The organism is Thermomonospora catenispora (genome assembly GCF_006363815.1).
Classification (GTDB): Bacteria; Actinomycetota; Actinomycetes; order Streptosporangiales; family Streptosporangiaceae; genus Thermomonospora; species Thermomonospora catenispora.
Window position 1 is genome coordinate 1 of sequence record NZ_RRYT01000007.1, and the last position, 21,135, is coordinate 21,135.

Annotated in this window: 20 protein-coding genes; 13 read left to right on the plus strand and 7 right to left on the minus strand. The window is 72.8% G+C overall.

The window, feature by feature from the left end; genetic code table 11:
- From EIO00_RS07640 to EIO00_RS07655, 4 genes are all read right to left on the minus strand, one after another.
- The coding region (locus EIO00_RS07640) for a DUF2637 domain-containing protein (protein ID WP_241661221.1) at positions 1 to 650 on the minus strand (650 nt) is incomplete at its 3' end.
- A 204-nt stretch (positions 651 to 854) separates the two neighbouring features.
- A complete protein-coding gene (locus EIO00_RS07645) occupies positions 855 to 1,643 on the minus strand; it encodes a hypothetical protein (RefSeq protein ID WP_241661201.1) in 789 nt (262 codons plus the stop codon).
- Positions 1,640 to 2,374, minus strand: a complete 735-nt coding sequence (locus EIO00_RS07650; RefSeq protein ID WP_241661202.1) for an AAA family ATPase — start codon at positions 2,372 to 2,374, stop codon at positions 1,640 to 1,642. The genes EIO00_RS07645 and EIO00_RS07650 overlap by 4 nt, the downstream gene beginning before the upstream one ends.
- A 331-nt stretch (positions 2,375 to 2,705) precedes the next feature.
- Positions 2,706 to 3,371 carry an MBL fold metallo-hydrolase gene (locus EIO00_RS07655; RefSeq protein WP_140176610.1) on the minus strand — a complete coding sequence of 222 codons (666 nt, stop codon included), beginning with the start codon at positions 3,369 to 3,371 and terminating at the stop codon, positions 2,706 to 2,708.
- A gap of 204 nt (positions 3,372 to 3,575) precedes the next feature.
- On the opposite strand from EIO00_RS07655, the gene EIO00_RS07660 reads away from it, so the two are divergent.
- From EIO00_RS07660 to EIO00_RS07720, 13 genes are all read left to right on the plus strand, one after another.
- Positions 3,576 to 3,995, plus strand: a complete 420-nt coding sequence (locus EIO00_RS07660; RefSeq protein ID WP_140176612.1) for a hypothetical protein — start codon at positions 3,576 to 3,578, stop codon at positions 3,993 to 3,995.
- 601 nt (positions 3,996 to 4,596) lie between these two features.
- Positions 4,597 to 7,437 carry an excinuclease ABC subunit UvrA gene (gene uvrA, locus EIO00_RS07665; RefSeq protein WP_140176614.1) on the plus strand — a complete coding sequence of 947 codons (2,841 nt, stop codon included), beginning with the start codon at positions 4,597 to 4,599 and terminating at the stop codon, positions 7,435 to 7,437.
- A gap of 65 nt (positions 7,438 to 7,502) precedes the next feature.
- Positions 7,503 to 7,934 carry a Rieske (2Fe-2S) protein gene (locus tag EIO00_RS07670; protein ID WP_140176616.1) on the plus strand — a complete coding sequence of 144 codons (432 nt, stop codon included), beginning with the start codon at positions 7,503 to 7,505 and terminating at the stop codon, positions 7,932 to 7,934.
- A 174-nt stretch (positions 7,935 to 8,108) separates the two neighbouring features.
- The gene (locus EIO00_RS07675; protein ID WP_140176617.1) at positions 8,109 to 8,585 is read left to right on the plus strand and encodes a Rieske (2Fe-2S) protein; all 477 of its coding nucleotides are present in this window, start codon (positions 8,109 to 8,111) and stop codon (positions 8,583 to 8,585) included.
- A gap of 150 nt (positions 8,586 to 8,735) precedes the next feature.
- Entirely contained in the window at positions 8,736 to 10,799 is a 2,064-nt protein-coding gene (uvrC, locus tag EIO00_RS07680) for an excinuclease ABC subunit UvrC (protein WP_140176619.1), read from the plus strand.
- Entirely contained in the window at positions 10,796 to 11,680 is an 885-nt protein-coding gene (gene rapZ, locus EIO00_RS07685; RefSeq protein WP_140176621.1) for an RNase adapter RapZ, read from the plus strand. The genes uvrC and rapZ overlap by 4 nt, the downstream gene beginning before the upstream one ends.
- 269 nt (positions 11,681 to 11,949) lie before the next feature.
- Positions 11,950 to 12,930, plus strand: coding sequence for a gluconeogenesis factor YvcK family protein (locus tag EIO00_RS07690; RefSeq protein WP_241661203.1), 981 nt, complete (start codon positions 11,950 to 11,952; stop codon positions 12,928 to 12,930).
- A gap of 62 nt (positions 12,931 to 12,992) precedes the next feature.
- Positions 12,993 to 13,973, plus strand: a complete 981-nt coding sequence (gene whiA / locus EIO00_RS07695; protein ID WP_140176623.1) for a DNA-binding protein WhiA — start codon at positions 12,993 to 12,995, stop codon at positions 13,971 to 13,973.
- Between the two features lie 216 nt (positions 13,974 to 14,189).
- Positions 14,190 to 15,194: a type I glyceraldehyde-3-phosphate dehydrogenase gene (gene gap, locus EIO00_RS07700; protein WP_140176625.1), complete on the plus strand. Its 1,005-nt coding sequence runs from the start codon at positions 14,190 to 14,192 to the stop codon at positions 15,192 to 15,194.
- A 111-nt stretch (positions 15,195 to 15,305) separates the two neighbouring features.
- On the plus strand, positions 15,306 to 16,493 hold the full coding sequence (locus EIO00_RS07705) for a phosphoglycerate kinase (RefSeq protein ID WP_140176627.1): 1,188 nt from the start codon (positions 15,306 to 15,308) through the stop codon (positions 16,491 to 16,493).
- A 6-nt stretch (positions 16,494 to 16,499) separates the two neighbouring features.
- Positions 16,500 to 17,297: a triose-phosphate isomerase gene (gene tpiA / locus EIO00_RS07710; protein WP_140176629.1), complete on the plus strand. Its 798-nt coding sequence runs from the start codon at positions 16,500 to 16,502 to the stop codon at positions 17,295 to 17,297.
- Between the two features lie 171 nt (positions 17,298 to 17,468).
- Positions 17,469 to 17,711: a preprotein translocase subunit SecG gene (gene secG, locus EIO00_RS07715; RefSeq protein ID WP_140176631.1), complete on the plus strand. Its 243-nt coding sequence runs from the start codon at positions 17,469 to 17,471 to the stop codon at positions 17,709 to 17,711.
- A 78-nt stretch (positions 17,712 to 17,789) separates the two neighbouring features.
- On the plus strand, positions 17,790 to 18,167 hold the full coding sequence (locus tag EIO00_RS07720) for an RNA polymerase-binding protein RbpA (protein WP_140176633.1): 378 nt from the start codon (positions 17,790 to 17,792) through the stop codon (positions 18,165 to 18,167).
- Positions 18,168 to 18,228: 61 nt separating this feature from the next.
- On the opposite strand, the gene EIO00_RS07725 is transcribed toward EIO00_RS07720, so the two are convergent.
- The 3 genes from EIO00_RS07725 to EIO00_RS07735 form a co-directional block, all read right to left on the minus strand.
- Positions 18,229 to 19,515 (minus strand): acyltransferase family protein, encoded by a 1,287-nt coding sequence (locus tag EIO00_RS07725; protein ID WP_140176635.1) that lies wholly within the window; start codon positions 19,513 to 19,515, stop codon positions 18,229 to 18,231.
- A gap of 64 nt (positions 19,516 to 19,579) precedes the next feature.
- Positions 19,580 to 20,104 carry a helix-turn-helix domain-containing protein gene (locus tag EIO00_RS07730; RefSeq protein ID WP_140176637.1) on the minus strand — a complete coding sequence of 175 codons (525 nt, stop codon included), beginning with the start codon at positions 20,102 to 20,104 and terminating at the stop codon, positions 19,580 to 19,582.
- Complete coding sequence (locus tag EIO00_RS07735) at positions 20,101 to 20,946, minus strand: M23 family metallopeptidase (protein ID WP_140176639.1); 846 nt, start codon at positions 20,944 to 20,946, stop codon at positions 20,101 to 20,103. The genes EIO00_RS07730 and EIO00_RS07735 overlap by 4 nt, the downstream gene beginning before the upstream one ends.
- Between the last annotated feature and the right edge of the window lie 189 nt (positions 20,947 to 21,135).

The following is a 21,135-nucleotide window of genomic DNA, read 5'->3' on the forward strand; positions in this document are numbered from 1 at the left end:
GCGGCCTCCGGAGCGGCCGCCCGGGCGGCGGGCGCCTCGGCGGCGGGCTCCCGCTCGGCCTCGGCGGTGGCCTGAGCGGCGCGCGCGGGGGCCGGGCCGGACTCGATGGCCTTGTCCGTGCGCCCGGCCCCGACCTGCGGGATCGGACCGGTCACCCGCATCGGCATGAAGGTGATCTGCTGCAGCGTCACCGGCGCGTTGAGGGCGCGCGGCGCCTCGCCCCCGCCCAGCGGCTTGCGCTGCGGGACCTCGGGCCCCCGCTGGGAGACGTAGCGGTGCAGCGTCCGCAGCAGCACGAACAGGCCCAGCATGGACACGATCGGCGGCACCGCCGCGGTGGCCTGGTAGGAGAACTCCGACCGGCCGACGTGCCCCACGTTGAAGATCAGGCTCGCCGTCCAGCCGGCCACCGCGATGGACAGCGGCAGGGCGAAGTCCAGCCAGCTCATCATGTTGCGGCGGTGGATCACGTAGGCGTCGATCGCCAGCAGGAACAGCCCGAGTTCGCCGACGATGATGAACAGGTCGACCAGCAGCGGGAAGGACTGCGCCTTCCAGCCGGTGAGGCCGTGGCCCAGGGCCCAGTGGTACAGGCCGGCGTAGGACTGGGCGAAGCCGCTCGCCGTGGCGGTCAGCACCGCGATGGCCATGAGGGCCACGGCTACCCAGCGTACGATGGCCTGGACACGGTTGGCGGCGGTCATGTGGCGTGCGCTCCCAAGTAATCCACGGGCAAAGGAACTGGAGTAGATCTGTCGGAGACTATCGCTCCGCACCAGTCTCGCGCGGCCTTACTTGTCACGTTCTCCACACCGTTATCGGAACGGCGCCCAATTTGCGAAAAATGCCCATTTTTAGGGTGTTCGGTAGAGTCCGAGAACCGCTCCGTTGAGCGTCGTGTAGAACGGCGAGCGGGTGAAGTCCGGCTCCGTCTCCTCGCCGATGTAGACGTCGGCGTGGTGCTCCCCGCCGTACCCCGGCGCGAGCACGTCCACCACCTCCCAGTACGCCTGCCGGAACCGCTCGCACACCTCCGCGGGGATCGGCCGGCCGGCGTTCCCGGTGCCGCAGTCGACGATGACGAAGCGCGAGCCCCGCTCCAGCACCGTCCGGTCGGCGGCGGCCGTCACCCATGGGCGCAGCGGCCGGTTCACGGCGTCCCGGGCGATGTCGTCCAGCCAGAAGTGGCCGACCCGACGGGACCAGGCGAGATACCTCCCGGTGTGCGGGCCGCTGGTGATCCGCCCCGCCCCCTCGGTCCGCACCGCCTCGACGAACGACTTCGGATAGGAGCCCAGGTCCGCCTCCGGCTTCGCGCATCCGGGCGCCGGGCAGCCCTTCACCCGGACGCGCGGTCCGCCGTGGAACGACTCGACCGGCGTGTAGTAGACGGTGATCCGCCACCCCCGGGACAGCTTCTCGGGAGTGGTCGTGACCGTCGCCCGCGCCCCGATCGTCGGCTCGGGTCCGGTCGGCGGAGGCGCCGGCGCCGGCTGCGTGGACGCCGCCGGCACCGGAGGAGCGATCGGCGGCGGCACCGACGTCGCCGAGGACGCCTCCGAGGAGATCCCGCACCCGGCCGACAATGCGCAGCACGCCGCCATCGCGGCGATCGCCCGCAGGCCCCGCCTCCCGTTGATCAACTCCGGCCATCCCTCCGACGAACGGCACCCGGACCAGGATGCCCGCTCCCGCCCCGACGGGCCACACCCGGCCGCGATCCGATCGCCGGCGGCCGGACCGGCGGGTCGAAGTCGATCCCGGCGAGCGCGTCGGCGGCGGCCCGGTCCAGCACCGTCACCGTGTCCGCCGGAGACGTCGCCCCGGCCCGCGCCCGGGCCATCAGCCGGTTCCAGCGGCGGCGGTGCCGGGCGAACGCCGCCGTGGTGAGCACCCGCCCGCGGGCCACCTGCCCGGCCCGCGCGACCTCCGGCGGCACGTCGAGCAGCACCAGATGCAGGCTCGCCCCGTGCCGGCGGGCCAGCCGGGCCAGCCCGTGCAGCAGCAGCGTCCAGGTGCCCCGGGTGTGGGCCACCACCGGATCCCCCGTGGCCAGCGCCCGCACGATCCACAGCAGGTGGGTGGTGTAGATCAGCGGGATCCGCGCCCGCGGCGGCAGCGGGCGCAGCCGGCGCGCCCACCGGTTGCGGGCCTGCCGGGAGTCGATCACGTGCACCCGCCCGGAGCGCACCGGCCGGGACTCGTCCCCGCGCATCCCGTACAACCGCGCCAGCAGAGTGCTCTTGCCGGCGCCGGGCAGCCCCGCCACCAGCACCAGCGACCGCGCGGGGAAGCGCAGCCTGGAGCCGGCGGGCTCGGCGGCCGGCTCCGCGGCCGACGGGGAGACCTCGTCGCGCTCGAGGATGGGCGGCACTCCTTGAGAGAGGGGGTTTCCACGATATGCGCTCAAGGAGGGGAACCGACCTCCCCGAGCCCCCTCGCGCCCTTATGGAGAACTCGTTCCGAGGCCCTCCCCGCCGATGCGGACGGCCGTGCACCCGCCGGACGGACCGGCCCGGCGACGCCGGAAGACTCCGGAAGCCCTCAAGGGACCCCGGGAACCGGCCGGTTCCGGCGGTGCGGGGACCGGGCGTCGGGGCGACGACGGACGCCGCCCCGACGCCGGACCGCGGCGGGCCGTGCGGTCGTCGGGCCCGGGACTCGCCGGCCGGCCGGTCTCGGGGACGTTCCCGGCGGCCCGAGGGTCACCAGCCCCGTTCGCGCCACTCCGGCAGGCTCGGGCGCTCCTTGCCCAGCGTGGAGTCCTTGCCGTGCCCGGGGTAGAACCACGTCGCGTCCGGCAGCCGGTCGAAGACCCGCTCCTCCACGTCCGTCAGCAGCCGGCGGAACAGCGCCGGATCGCCCCAGGTGTTGCCCACTCCGCCGGGGAACAGGCTGTCCCCGGTGAACAGGTGCGGCGAGTCGGCCAGCCGCCCGCCCGCCTCGTACAGCAGCGCGATCGACCCCGGGGTGTGCCCGCGCAGGTGGATGACCTCCAGCTCGGCCCGCCCGACCCGGATCCGGTCCCCGTGCTCCACCGGCTCGGTCACCGGCTCCGGCAGGCAGGGGGCGTCCAGCGGATGCGCCGTCACCGCCGCCCCCGTCGCCTTGACCACCGCGCTCAGCGCCTCCCAGTGGTCCTGGTGACGGTGAGTGGTCACGATCCGGACCAGCGGCCCGTCGCCGATCAGTTCCAGCAGCCGGTCGGGCTCGTTGGCCGCGTCGATCAGCAGCTGTTCCCCGGTGGCGGTGCAGCGCAGCAGGTAGGCGTTGTTGTCGTACGGTCCCACCGCCACCTTGGTGATGGTGAGCCCGGGCAGCTCCCGCACCGCGGGCGGCCCGCCGACCCGGACGTCTCCGGTGTAGCTCATGCGACCTCCCTCATGCCTCATCCTGGCGCATGCACGGGACGCGCCGCAGGGCGGATGCGGTCCGTTTCGCCCGACTGTGTCCCGCGATCTTCCCGCTTTGCGGCACCGGTCACCGAATTCCCAGGTCCGGCGGTATCTGCTGGGATCGTGGGAGGTGATGCGTTGCTCACCGGACCGAGACCCGACGCCGGGGAACCGTCTTCGGTGCCGCCCGTCGAGCTGCTGCGCGCCGGCGGGCAGGAGGCCGCGATCGCCGGGGGGATCGTGACGCTGGTCCTGGTCGGAGTCCTGGCCCGGCTCCTGGCCGGACCCGTCGAACCGCTCGGCCTGCCCGTCCTGGTCGCCCTCGTCGCCACGTCGTCGACCTCGGCGTCGTACGCCGTCCGCGCCCGATTGACCGTCCTGCGGGCGCTCGGGGAGGTCCGCGCCCGCCTCGGCGCCCCCCTCCATCCCGGGGTGCCGTGGCCGCCCGTCGGCTCGGACGCCGCGCTGCCCGAGCGGCTGCTGAACCGCGAGTTCCGTCGCCTGATCGGCGCCGCCTACCGTTGCCACGACCTGTCGTCGAACGCCCTGGCCTGGGCGTTCGTCTCGGTCGTCGTGCTGGTGGTCTGGCTGCTGATCTGAGTCGCCAGCGGGCGGGCCCAGATGCCCGATCGCCGTCCCGCGGCCCGCCCGCCGGACCCCGCGGACGCGCCCCGCCGGCGGCGAGAAGGCGGCCGCCCGGCGGTCTCCGACCGCTGCCCGGACGACGACCGGCCGCAGGACCGGCCGGAGGACCGGCCGGAGAGCGCCTCGATCAGGTCATGGCGGTCCTCACCGCCGCCTGCCGGGGCGCGCTGCACGGGGCGCGGGACGGCGACCTGCGCCGCCGCGCGCTGGCGATCGTGTTCGACGGACTGCGGCCCCGCGCCCGAGAAACGTTGGCCCGGACGGTGCGGAGCGCATGCGGCGGCCCCGTGCGGACACCTGTGCGGACACCTGTGCGGAAGCGGCGCGGAGGCGCGGGCGCGGTTCCGGTGGCGGCAGATCTTCGAACACGTGTACGGTTCGATGGTGCGCCCGGCAGACGGGGCGGGCGCGGATCACAAACGAAAGCGGGCCGAGACCGGCACGAATGCGGCGGCTCGATGCCGCGTCACGTCCCCGGGGAGCCGTCGCGGCCTCCGGATACCCTGAGGCCGTCGTGCCTCGCCCTCGCGCCCAGACAAGGAACCGGAAGAACGCCGTGCATGACCGACTCATCGTGCGTGGAGCGCGCGAGCACAACCTGAAGGACGTCTCGCTGGACCTGCCGCGGGACTCCCTGATCGTGTTCACCGGGCTGTCCGGTTCCGGCAAGTCCAGCCTGGCGTTCGACACGATCTTCGCCGAGGGGCAGCGCCGGTACGTGGAGTCGCTGTCGGCCTACGCCCGCCAGTTCCTCGGCCAGATGGACAAGCCGGATGTGGACTTCATCGAAGGGCTGTCCCCGGCGGTGTCCATCGACCAGAAGTCCACCTCCAAGAACCCCCGCTCCACCGTCGGCACCATCACCGAGGTCTACGACTATCTGCGGCTGCTGTACGCCCGGATCGGGCGTCCGCACTGCCCCGAGTGCAGGCGGCCGATCAGCCGGCAGTCCCCGCAGCAGATCGTCGACCGGGTGCTGGAGCTGGAGCCCGGCACCCGGTTCCAGGTGCTGGCCCCCGTGGTGCGCGGCCGCAAGGGCGAGTACGTCGAGCTGTTCCGCGAGCTGCAGGCCAAGGGCTACTCGCGGGCGCTGGTGGACGGCGAGCTGATCCGGCTGGACGACCCGCCGAAGCTCAAGAAGCAGGAAAAGCACGACATCGCCGTCGTGGTGGACCGGCTGTCGGTCAAGGAGAGCGCCCGACAGCGGCTGGCCGACTCGGTGGAGACCGCGCTCGGACTGGCCGGCGGCACCATCGTGCTGGACTTCGTGGACCTGCCCGAGGACGACGAACGGCGCACCCGGATGTTCTCCGAGCATCTGTACTGCCCGTACGACGACCTGTCGTTCGAGGAGCTGGAGCCGCGGTCGTTCTCGTTCAACTCCCCCTACGGGGCGTGCCCGGAGTGCACCGGTCTGGGCACCCGGATGGAGGTCGACCCCGAGCTGGTCGTCCCCGACCCCGGCAAGACCCTCGGGGAGGGCGCGATCCAGCCGTGGTCGAACGGCCACGTGAGCGAGTACTTCCTGCGGCTGCTGTCGGGTCTGGGCGACGCCATGGGCTTCGATCTCAACACCCCGTGGGAGAAGCTGCCCGCCAAGGCCCGCAGGGCGATCCTGCACGGCCACGACACCCAGGTGCACGTCAGCTACCGCAACCGCTACGGCCGGCTCCGCTCGTACCACACCGCCTACGAGGGCGTCATCCCCTACATCCAGCGTCGGCACGCCGAGGCCGAGAGCGACGCCACCCGCGAGCGCTTCGAGGGCTACATGCGCCAGGTGCCGTGCCCGGCCTGCGGGGGCGCGCGGCTCAAGCCCTCCGTCCTGGCGGTCACCATGGGCGGCAAGTCCATCGCCGAGGTCGCCGCGATGCCGATCAGCGAGTGCGCCGAGTTCCTGCGCGACCTCGAGCTCAACGAGCGCGAGGCCCAGATCGCCGCCCGCGTGCTCAAGGAGGTCAACGCCCGGCTCGGCTTCCTGCTGGACGTCGGGCTGGACTACCTCACCCTGGACCGCCCGGCCGCCACGCTGGCCGGCGGCGAGGCGCAGCGGATCCGGCTGGCCACCCAGATCGGCTCCGGCCTGGTCGGCGTGCTGTACGTGCTGGACGAGCCGTCCATCGGCCTGCACCAGCGCGACAACCATCGGCTGCTGGAGACCATGATCCGGCTGCGCGACATGGGCAACACGCTCATCGTCGTGGAGCACGACGAGGACACCATCAACGCCGCCGACTGGGTGGTCGACATCGGCCCCGGCGCCGGCGAGCACGGCGGCCAGATCGTGGTCTCCGGCACCGTCGCCGACCTGAAGGCCTCGGAGAAGTCGCTCACCGGGGCCTATCTGTCGGGCCGCCGCCAGATCGAGGTGCCCCGGGTCCGGCGACCTCGCACCAAGGGCCGGGAGATCGTGGTCAAGGGCGCCCAGCAGAACAACCTCAAGAACATCGACGTGGCCTTCCCCCTCGGCGTGTTCACCGCCGTCACCGGCGTGTCGGGGTCGGGCAAGTCCACCCTGGTCAACGACATCCTCTACAACGCGCTGGCCAAGGAGCTGCACGGGGCCAAGACCGTCCCCGGCAAGCACCGCCGCATCACCGGCCTGGAGCACGTCGACAAGGTCGTGCACGTCGATCAGTCGCCGATCGGCCGCACCCCGCGGTCCAACCCGGCCACCTACACCGGGGTGTTCGACCACATCCGCAAGCTGTTCGCGGCCACCACCGAGGCCAAGGTGCGCGGCTACCAGCCGGGCCGGTTCTCGTTCAACGTCAAGGGCGGACGCTGCGAGAACTGCGCCGGCGACGGCACGATCAAGATCGAGATGAACTTCCTGCCGGACGTCTACGTCCCGTGCGAGGTCTGCCACGGCGCCCGCTACAACCGGGAGACGCTGGAGGTCCATTACAAGGGCAAGACCATCGCCGACGTGCTGGACATGCCGATCGAGGAGGCTGCCCGCTTCTTCGAGCCGATCACCGCGATCCACCGGCACCTGTCCACCCTCAACGACGTGGGCCTGGGCTACGTGCGGCTCGGGCAGCCCGCCACCACCCTGTCCGGCGGCGAGGCCCAGCGCGTCAAGCTGGCCGCCGAGCTGCAGCGCCGCTCCACCGGCCGGACCATCTACGTGCTGGACGAGCCCACCACCGGACTGCACTTCGAGGACATCCGCCGGCTGCTGCGCGTGCTGAACGGCCTGGTCGACAAGGGCAACACGGTGGTGGTCATCGAGCACAACCTCGATGTGATCAAGACCGCGGACTGGATCATCGACATGGGGCCCGAAGGCGGCTCGCGCGGCGGCACCGTGGTCGCCGCCGGCACCCCCGAGGAGGTGGCGCAGGCCGAGGGCAGCCACACCGGGGCGTTCCTGGCGAAGCTCCTGAACCGGTGACCGGCGGACCCGCCGGACGGGGGTGGGTGCCGAGGGCGACCGGGGCGCCCGAGAACATAGGGGACATGAGCGACGACAGGACGGGGGAGTCGGCCGCCGCTCCCCGGCGGCGCGCGGTGCTGTGCGGCATGGGCCTGCTGGGGCTGGCCGGGGGAGCGGCCGCCTGCGGCGGCGGCTCCCGGCGGGTGGAGCCGTCGGCGGACCTGAAGGGCAAAGAGGTCGCCAAGGTCGCCGACGTGCCGGTCGGCGGCGGCGTCGTGGTCTCCCGGCACAAGGTCGTGGTCACCCAGCCCGCCGAGGGGACCTTCAAGGTGTTCGACGCCCGGTGCACCCATGCGGGCTGCCCGGTGGACCGGATCCGCGAGGGCGCCGTCTACTGCCCCTGCCACGGCAGCGAATTCCGGATCACCGACGGCACGGTGGTCAAAGGCCCGGCCTCCCGCGCCCTGCTGGAGTACCCTGCGCAGGTCAGAGGCGACGGGGTGGTCGTCGTCTGACCTGCCGGGCGACGTCCGCCCGGTGGGCCCGCCCCGTGATCGCCGATTCGGACGAATCGCCCGCGCACGCGTGAAGCGGCTGCTCAGCGGGGACATCGCGGAGCGGCGGACCCGCGGGACCGCGGGACGCGGATGCGCACGGGCGCGGCCCACAGGCGAGAGGAGACGACGACGATGGGGCAGGAGACCGGACCACGGCCCGCCGCCTCCACGGCGGTCCGGCGCGAGACCCGGCGGACGATCCTGGTGGGCGCCGGACTGATGGGGGTGGCCGGTGCGGCGGCCGCCTGCGGCGGGGACGGGGGCGAGGAGGGCCCGGGCGCCGGGCCAGGGGCCGCCGGCCGGCCCGGGGACGGCCCCCCGGGCGGGGTGCTCGCCCAGACCGGCGAGGTCCCGGTCGGCGGCGGCAAGGTCTTCAAAGAGCACCGAGTGGTCATCACCCAGCCCGTCCGGGGCGAGTTCAAGGCGTTCGACGCCACCTGCACCCACCGGGGCTGCTCGGTCGACTCGGTGAAGGACGGCGTCATCGTCTGCCCCTGCCACCGCAGCACCTTCGGCATCGCCGACGGCTCCCCGCAGGGCGGCCCCGCCGAGCGTCCCCTGGCCGCCAAGCGGATCGTGGTCGAGGGGACGTCGATCAAGCTGGTCTGAGGAGTCGGCCCGAGAAGTCGGTCCGGACGCCCGCCCGGCCGGGGCGCGACCGGCGCACGGGCCGGCCGGGCGTTCGACGGCCGCCGCTCCGACGGCGCGTCGCGCCTTCGTCACGGCGCGCCGTCGGAGCGGCGGACTAGGCTTTCCGACGTGGCAGACCCCGCGACCTATCGCCCCGCCCCCGGATCCGTGCCGGACTCGCCGGGGGTCTACCGATTCCGCGACGAGCACGGCCGGGTGATCTACGTGGGCAAGGCCAAGAGCCTGCGCTCCCGGCTGAACTCCTACTTCACCGACTTCGCGGGACTGCACCCCCGGACCCAGACCATGCTGAAGACCGCGGTCGGGGTCGACTGGACGGTGGTCGGCACCGAGGTCGAGGCGCTGCAGCTGGAGTACTCCTGGATCAAGGAGTTCGACCCCCGGTTCAACGTCCGTTACCGGGACGACAAGTCCTACCCCTATCTTGCGGTGACCCTCGACGAGGAGTACCCGCGCGTGATGGTGATGCGCGGCGCCCGGCGCAAGGGCGTCCGCTACTTCGGGCCGTACTCGCACGCCTGGGCGATCCGCGAGACGGTCGATCTGCTGCTGCGCGTGTTCCCGGTGCGGACCTGCAAGCCCGGCGTCTTCAAGCGCGCCCGGCAGATCGGCCGGCCCTGCCTGCTGGGCTACATCGACAAGTGCTCGGCGCCGTGCGTGGGGCGGGTGGACGCCGAGGGGCACCGGCGTCTCGCCGAGGACTTCTGCGCGTTCATGGCCGGCGACACCGGCCGGTTCATCAAGCGCGTCGAACGGGAGATGTACGCCGCGGCCGAGGCCGAGGAGTTCGAGCGGGCCGCCCGGCTGCGCGACGACATGCGGGCGCTGCAGCGGGCCCTGGAGAAGCAGGCGGTGGTGCTGGGGGAGAACACCGACTGCGATGTGATCGCGCTCGCCGAGGATCCGCTGGAGGCCGCCGTCCAGGTGTTCTACGTGCGGGGCGGCCGGATCCGCGGGCAGCGCGGCTGGGTGGTCGACAAGGTCGAGGATCTGACCACCGCCGACCTGGTCGAGCACTTCCTCACCCAGATCTACGGGGAGAGCGACGCGGTCCCGCGCGAGGTGCTGGTCCCGGTCGAGCCGCCGGACGTGGCGGCGATGACCGAGCTGCTGGCCGGGCGGCGGGGCGGCCCGGTGCGGATCCGGGTGCCGCGGCGCGGCGACAAGAAGGCCCTCCTGGAGACCGTCGCCCGCAACGCCGTCGAGGCCCTCAAACAGCACAAGACCCGCCGCGCCGGTGACCTGACCACCCGCAGCCAGGCGCTGCGGGAGATCCAGGAGGCCCTCGAGCTGGACGAGGCCCCGCTGCGGATCGAGTGCTACGACGTGTCCAACCTGCAGGGCACCCATGTGGTCGCCTCGATGGTGGTGTTCGAGGACGGGCTGCCCCGCAAGAGCGAGTACCGGCGGTTCACCATCAAGACCGTCCAGGGCCAGGACGACGTCCGCTCCATCCACGAGGTGATCACCCGCCGGTTCCGGCGCTACCTGGCCGAGCGGGACAGGGCCGCCGAGGCCGCGGCGGGCGGCGAGCGCGACACCGGGGCCGCCGGCGAGGTGCTGGCCTCCTACGGCTTCCAGGACGCCGGCTCCGCGGACCCCGCCGAGGGCGCGGCCGGCGGCCCGATCGACCCGAACACCGGCAAGCCTCGCAAGTTCGCCTATCCGCCCAATCTGGTGGTGGTGGACGGCGGCCCGCCGCAGGTCGCCGCGGCCCAGCGCGCCCTGGACGAGCTGGGGCTGTCGGAGATCGCGGTGTGCGGGCTGGCCAAGCGGATGGAGGAGATCTGGCTGCCCGGCGACGAGGACCCGGTGATCCTGCCGCGCGGCAGCCAGGGCCTGTATCTGATGCAGCACCTGCGGGACGAGGCGCACCGCTTCGCGGTCGCCTTCCACCGCAAGCGTCGTTCCAAGGCGATGACGGCCAGTGAGTTGGACGGCGTGCCCGGCCTGGGCCCGGCCCGGCGCACCGCCCTGCTCAAGCACTTCGGCTCGCTCAAGCGGCTGCGCGAGGCCACGCCCGACCAGATCGCCGAGGTCCCGGGCATCGGGAGGCGCACCGCCGAGCAGATCGCCGCCGCGCTGCGGGGCGCGGACGGCACGGGGGACCCGGCCGGCGGGCCGGGGGGTCCGGCCGCGGCACACCGCACTGCTGATGGGGGAGGCACATGACCACCAACGGCCATACATGCATTCCGGACATCGTCATCGTCACCGGCATGTCCGGGGCCGGCCGCAGCACGGCCGCCAAGGCGCTGGAGGACCTCGACTGGTTCGTGGTGGACAACCTGCCGCCGGGACTGCTGGCGACCATGGCCGACCTGGGCGGCCGGGTCAGGGACGCGGTGCCGCGGATCGCGATGGTGGTGGACGTGCGCAGCCGCGCGTTCACCAGCGACCTGTACTCGGCGATCGCCGAGCTGGAGGCGCGCGGAGTGCACCCCCGGGTGGTGTTCCTGGAGGCCGCCGACGAGGAGCTGGTGCGCAGGTTCGAGGCGGTGCGCCGGCCGCATCCGCTGCAGGGGGACGGGCGGCTGGTCGACGGCATCGCCCGGGAGCGGGAGCTGCTGCGCACGGTGCGCGCCGAGGCCGACCTGGTGATCGACACCACCGGGTTGAACGTGCACGAGCTGCGCGCCAAGATCGTCGGCTTCTTCGGCGCCGACAGCGGAGCGCCCAGCCTGCGCGCCACCGTGGTCTCCTTCGGCTACAAGTACGGCCTGCCGGTGGACGCCGACCTGGTGGTGGACTGCCGGTTCCTGCCCAACCCGCACTGGGTGCCCGAGCTGCGGCCGATGAGCGGCCGGGACGCCCCGGTCCGCGACTACGTGCTCGGCCGGCGCGGGGCCAAGGAGTTCCTGGACTCCTACACCGAGGTGCTGCGGCTGCTGGCCGAGGGGTACGAGCGCGAGGGCAAGCACTATGTGACCCTCGCCGTGGGCTGCACCGGCGGCAAGCACCGCAGCGTGGCGATGGCCGAGCAGCTGGCCGCCCGGCTGCGCGACATCGGCATCGAGGTCCAGGTCGCCCATCGCGACCTGGGACGGGAGTGAGCGCCGGGCCGGCGCACGGGCCGATCGGGGCTCGATCCGGAGCCGATCCGGGATCGGTCCGGGATTGATCCGCGCCCCACGGGCAACAACCCCGGCCACCGGAGGCCCGGCGCGCGCGCCGGGCCGCGGGTCGCCGACATGTCCGCGATGGCGGAAGATAGTGCCGTTCGTTCGCCCTCACGGGCGGGCGTCGGTCGCGGACGGGGAGGCGAGTCGGTAGTGCGAGCGGAACGGACGGCCGGCCGGGCCGGTGAGGGCGGGGCGATGCCGTGATCGAACGCGGTGACCACAGGGTGGTGGCGCTCGGCGGAGGGCACGGGCTGTATGCGTCGCTGTCGGCGCTGCGACGGGTCACCCGGCGGCTCACCGCCGTGGTGACGGTGGCCGACGACGGGGGGTCCAGCGGCAGGCTGCGCCGCGAGCTGGGGGTGCTGCCGCCCGGCGATCTGCGGATGGCGTTGGCCGCGTTGTGCGGCGACGACGAGTGGGGCCGGACCTGGAGCCGGGTGGTGCAGCACCGGTTCCGCAGCCAGGGGGAGCTGCACGAGCACGCGGTCGGCAATCTGCTGATCGTGGCGCTGTGGGAGCTGCTGGGGGAGGGCGAGGCCGGCGCGACCCGGCCGGAGGCCACGGTGGCCGGCCTGGACTGGGTGGGCCGGCTGTTGGGCGCGCAGGGCCGGGTGCTGCCGATGGCGTCCGTCCCGCTGGACATCGTCGCCGACGTGCAGGGCGCCGACCCCGCCCGGCCCGACGAGGTCGTCCAGGTCCGCGGGCAGGTGGCGTGCGCCAAGACGCCCGGCAAGGTGCTGGGGGTCTCCCTGGTGCCGCCCGACCCGCCGGCCTGCCCCGAGGCGCTGGCCGCGATCGAGGAGGCCGACTGGGTGGTGTTCGGCCCCGGCTCCTGGTTCACCAGCGTGCTGGTGCACCTGAAGGTTCCCGAGCTGGCCGAGGCGCTGATCAACACCCGGGCGCGGCGGATCGTCGCGCTCAATCTGGCGCCGCAGCCGGGGGAGACCGACGGCTTCTCCCCGCAGGCCCATCTGGAGGTGCTCCAGGCGCACGCGCCCGACCTGCGGGTGGACGTGGTGCTGGCCGATCAGGGCGTGGTCGAGGACCCCGACGCGCTCGACAAGGCGGTGCGGATGCTGGGGGGGCGGCTGATGCTCGCCGATGTGGCCGCCGGCGACGGCACTCCGCGGCACGATCCGGCTCGGCTGGCCCAAGCTTTCGCACAGATATTCACTGACTGAGGCACTGCCCGCCGGGAATCGGCGAGACTGCTGGACGGGTTCACAAGGGGGAGGTTTCGTCTATGGCGATGACCGGCGTGGTGAAGGACGAGCTGAGCAGGCTGACGATCATGAAGCCCTGCTGCCGCAAGGCCGAGGTGTCGACGCTGCTGCGGTTCGCCGGCGGCCTGCACCTGGTGAGCGGCCGCATCGTGATCGAGGCCGAGCTCGACACCGGCGCCGCCGCCCGTCGGCTGCGCAAGGACATCGCGGAGGTGTTCGGGCACACCTCCGAGGTGGTGGTGCTCGCTCCCAGCGGCCTGCGCAAGGGCAACCGGTACGTGGTGCGGGTGTTCCGCGAGGGCGAGTCGCTGGCGCGCCAGACCGGCCTGATCGACAACCACGGCCGCCCGGTGCGGGGGCTGCCGCGGCACGTGGTGGCGGGCGCGGCCTGCGACGCCGAGTCGGCCTGGCGGGGGGCGTTCCTGGCGCACGGCTCCCTCACCGAACCCGGTCGCTCCATGTCACTGGAGGTCACCTGCCCCGGCCCGGAGGCCGCGCTGGCGCTGGTCGGCGCCGCCCGCCGGCTCAAGGTCCCGGCCAAGGCCCGCGAGGTGCGCGGCGTGGACCGGGTGGTGGTCCGCGACGGCGACGCCATCAGCGCCCTGCTCACCCGCCTCGGCGCCCACGACAGCGTGCTGGCCTGGGAGGAGCGCCGGATGCGGCGCGAGGTCCGGGCCACCGCCAACCGGCTGGCCAACTTCGACGACGCCAACCTGCGCAGGTCCGCCCGCGCCGCGGTCGCCGCCGGCGCCCGCGTCGCCCGCGCCCTGGAGATCCTCGGCGACGACGCCCCGCCGCACCTGGTGGCCGCGGGCAAGCTCCGTCTGGAGCACAAGCAGGCCTCCCTGGAGGAGCTCGGCCAGCTCGCCGACCCCCCGCTGACCAAGGACGCCATCGCCGGCCGCATCCGCCGCCTGCTGGCCATGGCCGACAAGCGCGCCAGCGAGGCCGGCATCCCCGGCACCGAGGCCAATCTGACCGCCGACATGCTGGCGCCCTGACGTCCGCCGCGGCGGCGTCCGGTGCGCGCCGGCGAAGGCTCCCTCCGCCGGGTGAGGGCGACTCACCCTCCGCTTCACCGTGGGCGGTGTCGGGGCTGAGCGGGCGCATTGGATAGGGTCGCAGGAGGCGGGTTCTTCGGTGATCCGCCCGCAGAGAGGTAGTGCTGCCAGGCCCGGACGACACCGGGCGGGACGAGGTACGAGGAGAGCGGTTCGGTGACCATCCGCGTAGGCATCAACGGGTTCGGCCGGATCGGCCGGAACTTCTTCCGCGCCCTGCTGGCCGGCGGGGCCGACGTCGAGGTCGTGGCGGTGAACGACCTGACCGACAATGCCACTCTCGCCCACCTGCTGAAGTACGACAGCATCCTCGGTCGGCTGAACGAGGAGGTGAAGGCGACCGCGGACGAGATCGTGGTCGGCGGCCGGACCATCAAGGCGTTCGCCGAGCGCGACCCGAACAACCTCAAGTGGGGCGACCTCGGGGTGGACGTGGTGGTGGAGTCCACCGGGCTGTTCACCGACGCCACCAAGGCCAGGGTGCACGCCGACAACGGCGCCAAGAAGGTCATCATCTCGGCCCCGGCCAAGAACGAGGACGTCACCGTGGTGATGGGGGTCAACCACGAGATCTACGACCCCGCCAAGCACACCATCATCTCCAACGCGTCCTGCACCACCAACTGCCTGGCGCCGATGGCCAAGGTGCTGCACGATGCGTTCGGCATCGAGCGCGGCCTGATGACCACCGTCCACGCCTACACGCAGGACCAGAACCTGCAGGACGGCCCGCACAAGGACCTGCGCCGCGCCCGCGCCGCCGCGCTGAACATCGTCCCCACCTCCACCGGCGCCGCCAAGGCCATCGGCCTGGTGCTGCCGGAGCTGAAGGGCAAGCTGGACGGGTACGCGCTGCGGGTGCCGATCCCCACCGGCTCGGCCACCGACCTGACCGTCACGCTGTCCCGCCAGGCCACCGTCGAGGAGGTCAACGCGGCCGTCAAGCAGGCCGCCGAGGGCGCGCTGCGCGGCATCCTCACCTACACCGAGGACCCGGTCGTGTCGGCCGACATCGTCACCGACCCGGCCTCCTGCATCTTCGACGCCGGCCTCACCAAGGTGATCGGCGACCAGGTCAAGGTCGTCGGCTGGTACGACAACGAGTGGGGCTACTCCAACCGCCTGGTGGACCTGGTCAAGTTCGTCGGTTCCCAGCTCTGAGACCCTCCGCCGCCGTGGCCGCGCCGGCCGGCGCGGCCACGGCGGTCCTTGTCTGCCGGGCGGCCCGCCGCCCGCCCGGGGCCGAGGCCGCCACGAGTGGAAGGACATCGATTGCGCACCATTGACGACCTCGACGTACGCGGGAAGCGGGTGCTGGTCCGCGCCGACCTGAACGTGCCGCTCGACGGCGACCGGATCACCGACGACGGCCGGATCCGGGCCAGCCTGCCGACGATCAACGCGTTGCGCGAACGCGGCGCCAAGGTCATCGTCTGCGCCCACCTGGGCCGCCCCAAGGGCGAGGTGAAGCCGGAGTTCTCCCTCGCCCCGGTCGCCCGGCGGCTCGGCGAGCTGCTCGGCGCCGAGATCGCGTTCGCCTCCGACGTGGTCGGCGAGTCCGCGAGGGCGGTCGCCGCGGGACTGGGCGACGGCCAGGTCGCGCTGCTGGAGAACCTGCGCTTCGAACCGGGCGAGACCAGCAAGGACGACGCCGAGCGCGGGGCGTTCGCCGACCGGCTCGCCGCTCTGGCCGAGCTGTACGTGGGCGACGGGTTCGGCGCGGTGCACCGCAAGCACGCCAGCGTCTACGACGTCCCGCGGCGTCTCCCGCACGCCGCCGGCGGCCTGATCGTCGCCGAGGTCGGCGTGCTCAAGCGGCTCACCGAGAACGTGGAGCGGCCGTACGCGGTGGTGCTCGGCGGCTCGAAGGTCTCCGACAAGCTCGGCGTCATCGACAACCTGCTGGACAAGGCCGATCGCATCCTCGTCGGCGGCGGCATGGTCTACACCTTCCTGGCGGCCCAGGGCCACCAGGTCGGCAAGAGCCTGCTGGAGAGGGACCAGATCGACACCGTCCGCGAGTACCTGGCCCGCGCCGAGAAGGCCGGGGTGGAGTTCGTGCTGCCGGTCGACATCGTGGCGGCCACCGCGTTCGCCGCCGACGCCGACCACGAGGTGGTCCCGGCCGACGCGATCCCCGCCGACCGGATGGGCCTGGACATCGGCCCCGCCTCCGGGCGGCTGTTCGCCGAGCGGCTGGCCGGGACGAAGACGGTGTTCTGGAACGGCCCGATGGGCGTGTTCGAGATGGAGCCGTTCGCGCACGGCACCCGCGCCATCGCCCAGGGGCTGATCGACTCCGGGGCGTTCACCGTGGTCGGCGGCGGCGACTCGGCCGCGGCGGTGCGCACCCTCGGCTTCGACGAGGCCGCCTTCTCGCACATCTCGACCGGCGGCGGGGCGAGCCTGGAGTACCTGGAGGGCAAGACGCTGCCCGGCCTGTCGGCATTGGAGGACTGAACGAGCATGGCTTCCGCCAAGACCCCTTCCCGTAAGCCGATCATCGCCGGCAACTGGAAGATGAACAACACCCACTACGAGGCGATGACGCTGGTGCAGAAGCTGGCGTTCGCGCTCAAGGAGGCCGACTACCAGGCCGTCGAGGTGGTGGTGCTGCCGCCGTTCACCGCGCTCCGCTCGGTGCAGACGCTGGTGGACGCCGACAAGCTGGAGATCCGCTACGGCGCCCAGGACGTCTCCGCGCACGCCTCCGGCGCCTACACCGGCGAGGTCTCCGGCGCGATGCTGAGCAAGCTGGGCTGCAGCTACGTGGTGGTCGGGCACTCCGAGCGGCGCCAGTACCACCACGAGGACGACGCCCTGGTCAACGCCAAGATCAAGGCGGCGTTCGCCAACGAGATCACTCCCATCCTGTGCGTGGGGGAGGGCCTGGAGGTCCGCAAGGCCGGGCGGCACGTCGAGCACACCCTGGCGCAGGTCGACGGGGCGCTGGAGAAGATCCCCGCCGAGCAGGCCCGGTCCATCGTGATCGCCTATGAGCCGGTGTGGGCGATCGGCACCGGCGAGGTCGCCACCCCGGCCGACGCGCAGGAGGTCTGCGCGGCGATCCGCGGCCGGCTGGCCGAGCTGTACGACCCGGAGCTGGCGGCCGGGGTCCGCATCCAGTACGGCGGGTCGGTCAAGAGCGGCAACATCGCCGGGATCATGGCCCAGCCGGACGTGGACGGCGCGCTGGTGGGCGGCGCCAGCCTGGACGCCGGAGAATTCGTCAAAATCTGCCGATACCGGGACCTACCGGTCTGACCGGGCTGCACGAAAACGGGGTGACACGCCGATGCAAGGCAGGGTTCTTGCTGAAGGAGCCGTCACTTCGTCGTACCCTCGATGTCTAACGGGTAAACCGCCCGGCTCCGTCAGCCGTTGTCGACCAGCGCCCCGCACCGCGGGGCCGGCCAGAGAAGGCGCTGAACAACCGTGATCCTTGGAACCTCGATCGTCCTGATCATCGCCAGCCTGCTGATGGTCCTGCTCGTCCTGATGCACAAGGGCAAGGGCGGGGGTCTGTCCGACATGTTCGGCGGTGGCATCTCCTCGTCTCTGGGCGGCTCCTCCGTGGTCGAGCGGAACCTCGACCGTTTGACGATCGGCGTCGGGATCATCTGGTTCGCGTCGATCGTCGTGCTGGGGCTGCTGCTGAAGTCCAACGGCGCCGGCTGAGCCGGGTCGCCCCCCAGGTAGTCGCACAGCCGCCGCTTCCCGCTCAAGGTCGGCGGCCGATGAATCGAGGAGTAGTCCGTGGGTAGTGGCAACGCCATCCGGGGTAGCCGAGTCGGGGCCGGTCCGATGGGAGAGGCCGAGCGTGGAGAGGCCGCGCCCCGGGTCTGGGTCAGCTACTACTGCGCCAACCGACACGAGACCCGACCCAGCTTCGCCACCGACGTGGCGATCCCCGACACGTGGGACTGCCCCCGTTGCGGTTTCCCGGCGGGCAAGGACCCCGACAACCCGCCGGCCCCGCCCAAGACCGAGCCGTACAAGACGCATCTGGCCTACGTCAAGGAGCGGCGCAGCGAGGAAGACGGACGGGCCATCCTCGAGGAAGCGCTGGCCAAGCTGCGGGAGAGGCGCGCCGCAGTGAAGGCCGCGATGGAGTCGGCCAACAACCGGAAGTGAACGACCGGTGCACGGCCCGGCCCTCCCGAACGGAGAGGGCCGGGCCGCACGCCGTTCCGGATCAGCGACGGTCGGCGGGCTGCCGGGGCCTGGCGGACGCGTCGGCCCGGCGGGCCCCGGGCGGCAGCCGGCGGGCCACCGTGCGGCCGAGACGACGGGCCGGTTCCTCCACCGTCCGGTAGGTGAGCAGGCTGACCGGGATGAGCACGGCCAGGAAGACCGCCAGCCACCACGGCGCGTCGGAGCCCGGTCTGCCGAACGTCGCGTCCGCGGTCACCAGCAGCACCGGGTGCATCAGGTAGATCGAGTAGCTGATCACGCCCAGGCCGGTGAGCCATCGGGGGATCCGGCGGCGCCGCAGCGCCATCCCCGCCGCGAACGTGGCGGCCGCCAGCAGCACCGCGGCCGTCCACGAGCGTCGCAGTGCCAGCACCCGGTCGTCGGGCAGGTTCCAGCCGCCGGCGTGCCAGACTCCGGCGGCCACGGCGATCGTCAGCACCAGCGCGCCGCCGATCGCCGCGCCCCGGACGGTGATCTGCCCGTGCTCGGCGCGGTGGATCGCGGTGCCGGCGAACATCACCGCCAGGATGATCAGGCTCTCCCACAGCGGCACCCGGGTGTTGGCGGTCAGCAGCACGGCGGCGAGCACCCCGCCCAGCACGGCTCCCGTGGTCCGCACCGCGGGACGCTCGGAGAACGTGCAACCGATCGCGACCGCCAGCACCGCGGCGGCCACCGCGACGACCGGGGCGAGCCCGGCGGCGGCGACCAGCGCACTGGCCGGCAGCAGCCCGCTGAGCGGCACGGCCGCTGCGGCGGCGACGGCCAGTCCCCCCGCCACGCCCGCCGAACGACGGTGCAGGCCCACCGCGAACAGCGCCGCCACCATCAGGTAGAACACCATCTCGTACGACAGCGTCCACAGCACGTTCAGGGCATTGGGCACCGCCAGCAGGTCTTGCAGCATGGTCAGATGGGCGAGGGTCGCCACCCAGCCGCTCATCTCCTGCAGCCCGTCGCGCAGCGGCCACAGCCCGACGGCGGCGATCGCCGTGATCGCCGCCAGCGCGAACAGCAGCAGCGGGTAGATCCGGAAGGCCCGGCCCACCCAGAACCGCGGCAGTGAGCCCGACCGTTCCAGTGAGGCCGGGATGATGTACCCGCTGACCAGGAAGAACACCAGGACCCCGTACATGCCGGGGTCGAACCAGGCGGTCAGCCGGGCGCGCAGCTGCGGAGTGTAGTGGTAGGTGGCGTGGTGGAAGGCCACCGCCATGGCGGCCAGTCCGCGCAGTGCGTCCAACCATGCCAGACGCGCGGTGGTCTCGTTCGCGTGCGCCGCTTCCATCCCAAGCGACCCTATAGGCCGTTCCCGACCGGATGCGCCCCCGGAGCCGGTGGGAGAGGGGCGTTCAGCCCTGCGCGGCGGCCAGGATCACCAGGAGGGGGACGACGCGTTCCGGGGGCACGGCGTAGTGCCCGCGGGCCGTGGTGCGCAGCCAGCCGGCCGCGACCAGCTGCCGAAGATGGTGGTAGAGCTGCCCGGACGTGCCGAGCCGCTCGTGCGCGCCGAGCTCGGCGACGCTCCGCGCGCCGTGCAGGATCTCCCGCAGCAGCAGCAGCCGGATCGGATGGCCCAAAGCGGCCACCGCCGCGGCGTTCTCACTCCAGTCCCGCTCCAGCAGATGCTCGGCGGTGAACTCCTGCTGCCACTCGCAGCGCTCCCCGCCGGGCAGGGTCACCGAGCCGGCGAACAGCACTCGGCCGCCGGGCTCGTCGGCGCGTTCCCTCAGCCCTTCCAGGGCCCAGAACGCCTCGGACCGCGGGGCGGGGCGGCCCGCGTCGGGGCGGGCGCCCTCCAGCGCGGCGACGCGGGCCTCCAGCCGGGCCACCCGTTCGGCGAGCGAGGGGGCCTCGTCGCTCGAGGACTCGGTCACCTCCGCTCCTTCAGGCCCGCGGCGGTGAACACCTGCCGGTTCCTCGGCACGCCGCACTGCTCGGCGCCGTCGGCGCGGAACGCGAAGGCGAACGGCAGTCCCAGGGCGGTCGCCGCCCTGGGGGAGTCCATGAGCTGGAAATGCAGGTGCGGCTCGGAGGAGTTGCCGGAATTGCCGCATTCGGCGATCGGCTCGCCGGCCGTGACCCGCTGCCCGGGACGGACCCGCACCGAACCGCGCCGCAGATGCGCCAGGACCGCGTACACCCCGTCGCCGAGGTCCAGGACGACGTGGTTGCCGAGCACGAAGCGCGGGCTGAGGGCGGCGGCGAGGCCGCGCACGAGGCCCTCGACGAGGAACAGGTAGACCACGCCCGGCCAGGAGTTGCGGCTCCGGTGGTCGCGCTGCCCGTCCACGGCCCGCACCACCACCGCGTCGGCGGGGGCCAGGATCGGGCGGCCGAACGAGGGGAAGGACTCCGGCCGCCGCGCCGGGGGCCAGAACCCTTCGACCGCCGTCCACGCGGCGCCGTCGTCGGGCCGGTGCACCAGGTCGACGGCGTAGGTCTGGCCGAATTCATGGGTGCCGTGGCTGGGGACCCTGTCGGCCGGGCTGTTGATCGCCATCCATCTGCCCGCCACCGGCGGACGCACCTCGACGGGCTCGCGGCGGATCCGTCCGAGCGGTGTGAAGGACAGCACCAGTGCGCCCAGCACCATGATCACCCCGATCCCGCCGAGCGGATCGGAGCCGTGGGCCGGCGCGCCGAACGCCAGGGCGAGTCCGGCGATCAGCAGCGGCATCCGGATCCGGGCGAGATGCCGGGGGAACGAGCCGGTCATGGTGCCTCCTGCGGTGTGCGCCTCCCTCCACTATTATGGACTTACGTAATTTCTGCAATCATGGGCCCGGGTGATGGGCATCAGGTGGATCTGCCCCCCACCACGGAGTGGATCCGCCCGTCCGGCCCCGGGCCGGCGATCGCGCCCCCCGCGGACGCGCCGAGACTTCGTTTACCGCTGTCACCAGCG

What these genes read in the sequence shown, in the direction of transcription:
- tpiA (WP_140176629.1), top strand. Translation starts at nt 16,500, where the DNA reads ATGGCTTCCGCCAAGACCCCTTCCCGTAAGCCGATCATCGCCGGCAAC.
- EIO00_RS07725 (WP_140176635.1), bottom strand. Translation starts at nt 19,515, where the DNA reads ATGGAAGCGGCGCACGCGAACGAGACCACCGCGCGTCTGGCATGGTTG.
- EIO00_RS07670 (WP_140176616.1), top strand. Translation starts at nt 7,503, where the DNA reads ATGAGCGACGACAGGACGGGGGAGTCGGCCGCCGCTCCCCGGCGGCGC.
- whiA (WP_140176623.1), top strand. Translation starts at nt 12,993, where the DNA reads ATGGCGATGACCGGCGTGGTGAAGGACGAGCTGAGCAGGCTGACGATC.
- EIO00_RS07735 (WP_140176639.1), bottom strand. Translation starts at nt 20,946, where the DNA reads ATGACCGGCTCGTTCCCCCGGCATCTCGCCCGGATCCGGATGCCGCTG.
- EIO00_RS07655 (WP_140176610.1), bottom strand. Translation starts at nt 3,371, where the DNA reads ATGAGCTACACCGGAGACGTCCGGGTCGGCGGGCCGCCCGCGGTGCGG.
- rapZ (WP_140176621.1), top strand. Translation starts at nt 10,796, where the DNA reads ATGACCACCAACGGCCATACATGCATTCCGGACATCGTCATCGTCACC.
- EIO00_RS07675 (WP_140176617.1), top strand. Translation starts at nt 8,109, where the DNA reads ATGGGGCAGGAGACCGGACCACGGCCCGCCGCCTCCACGGCGGTCCGG.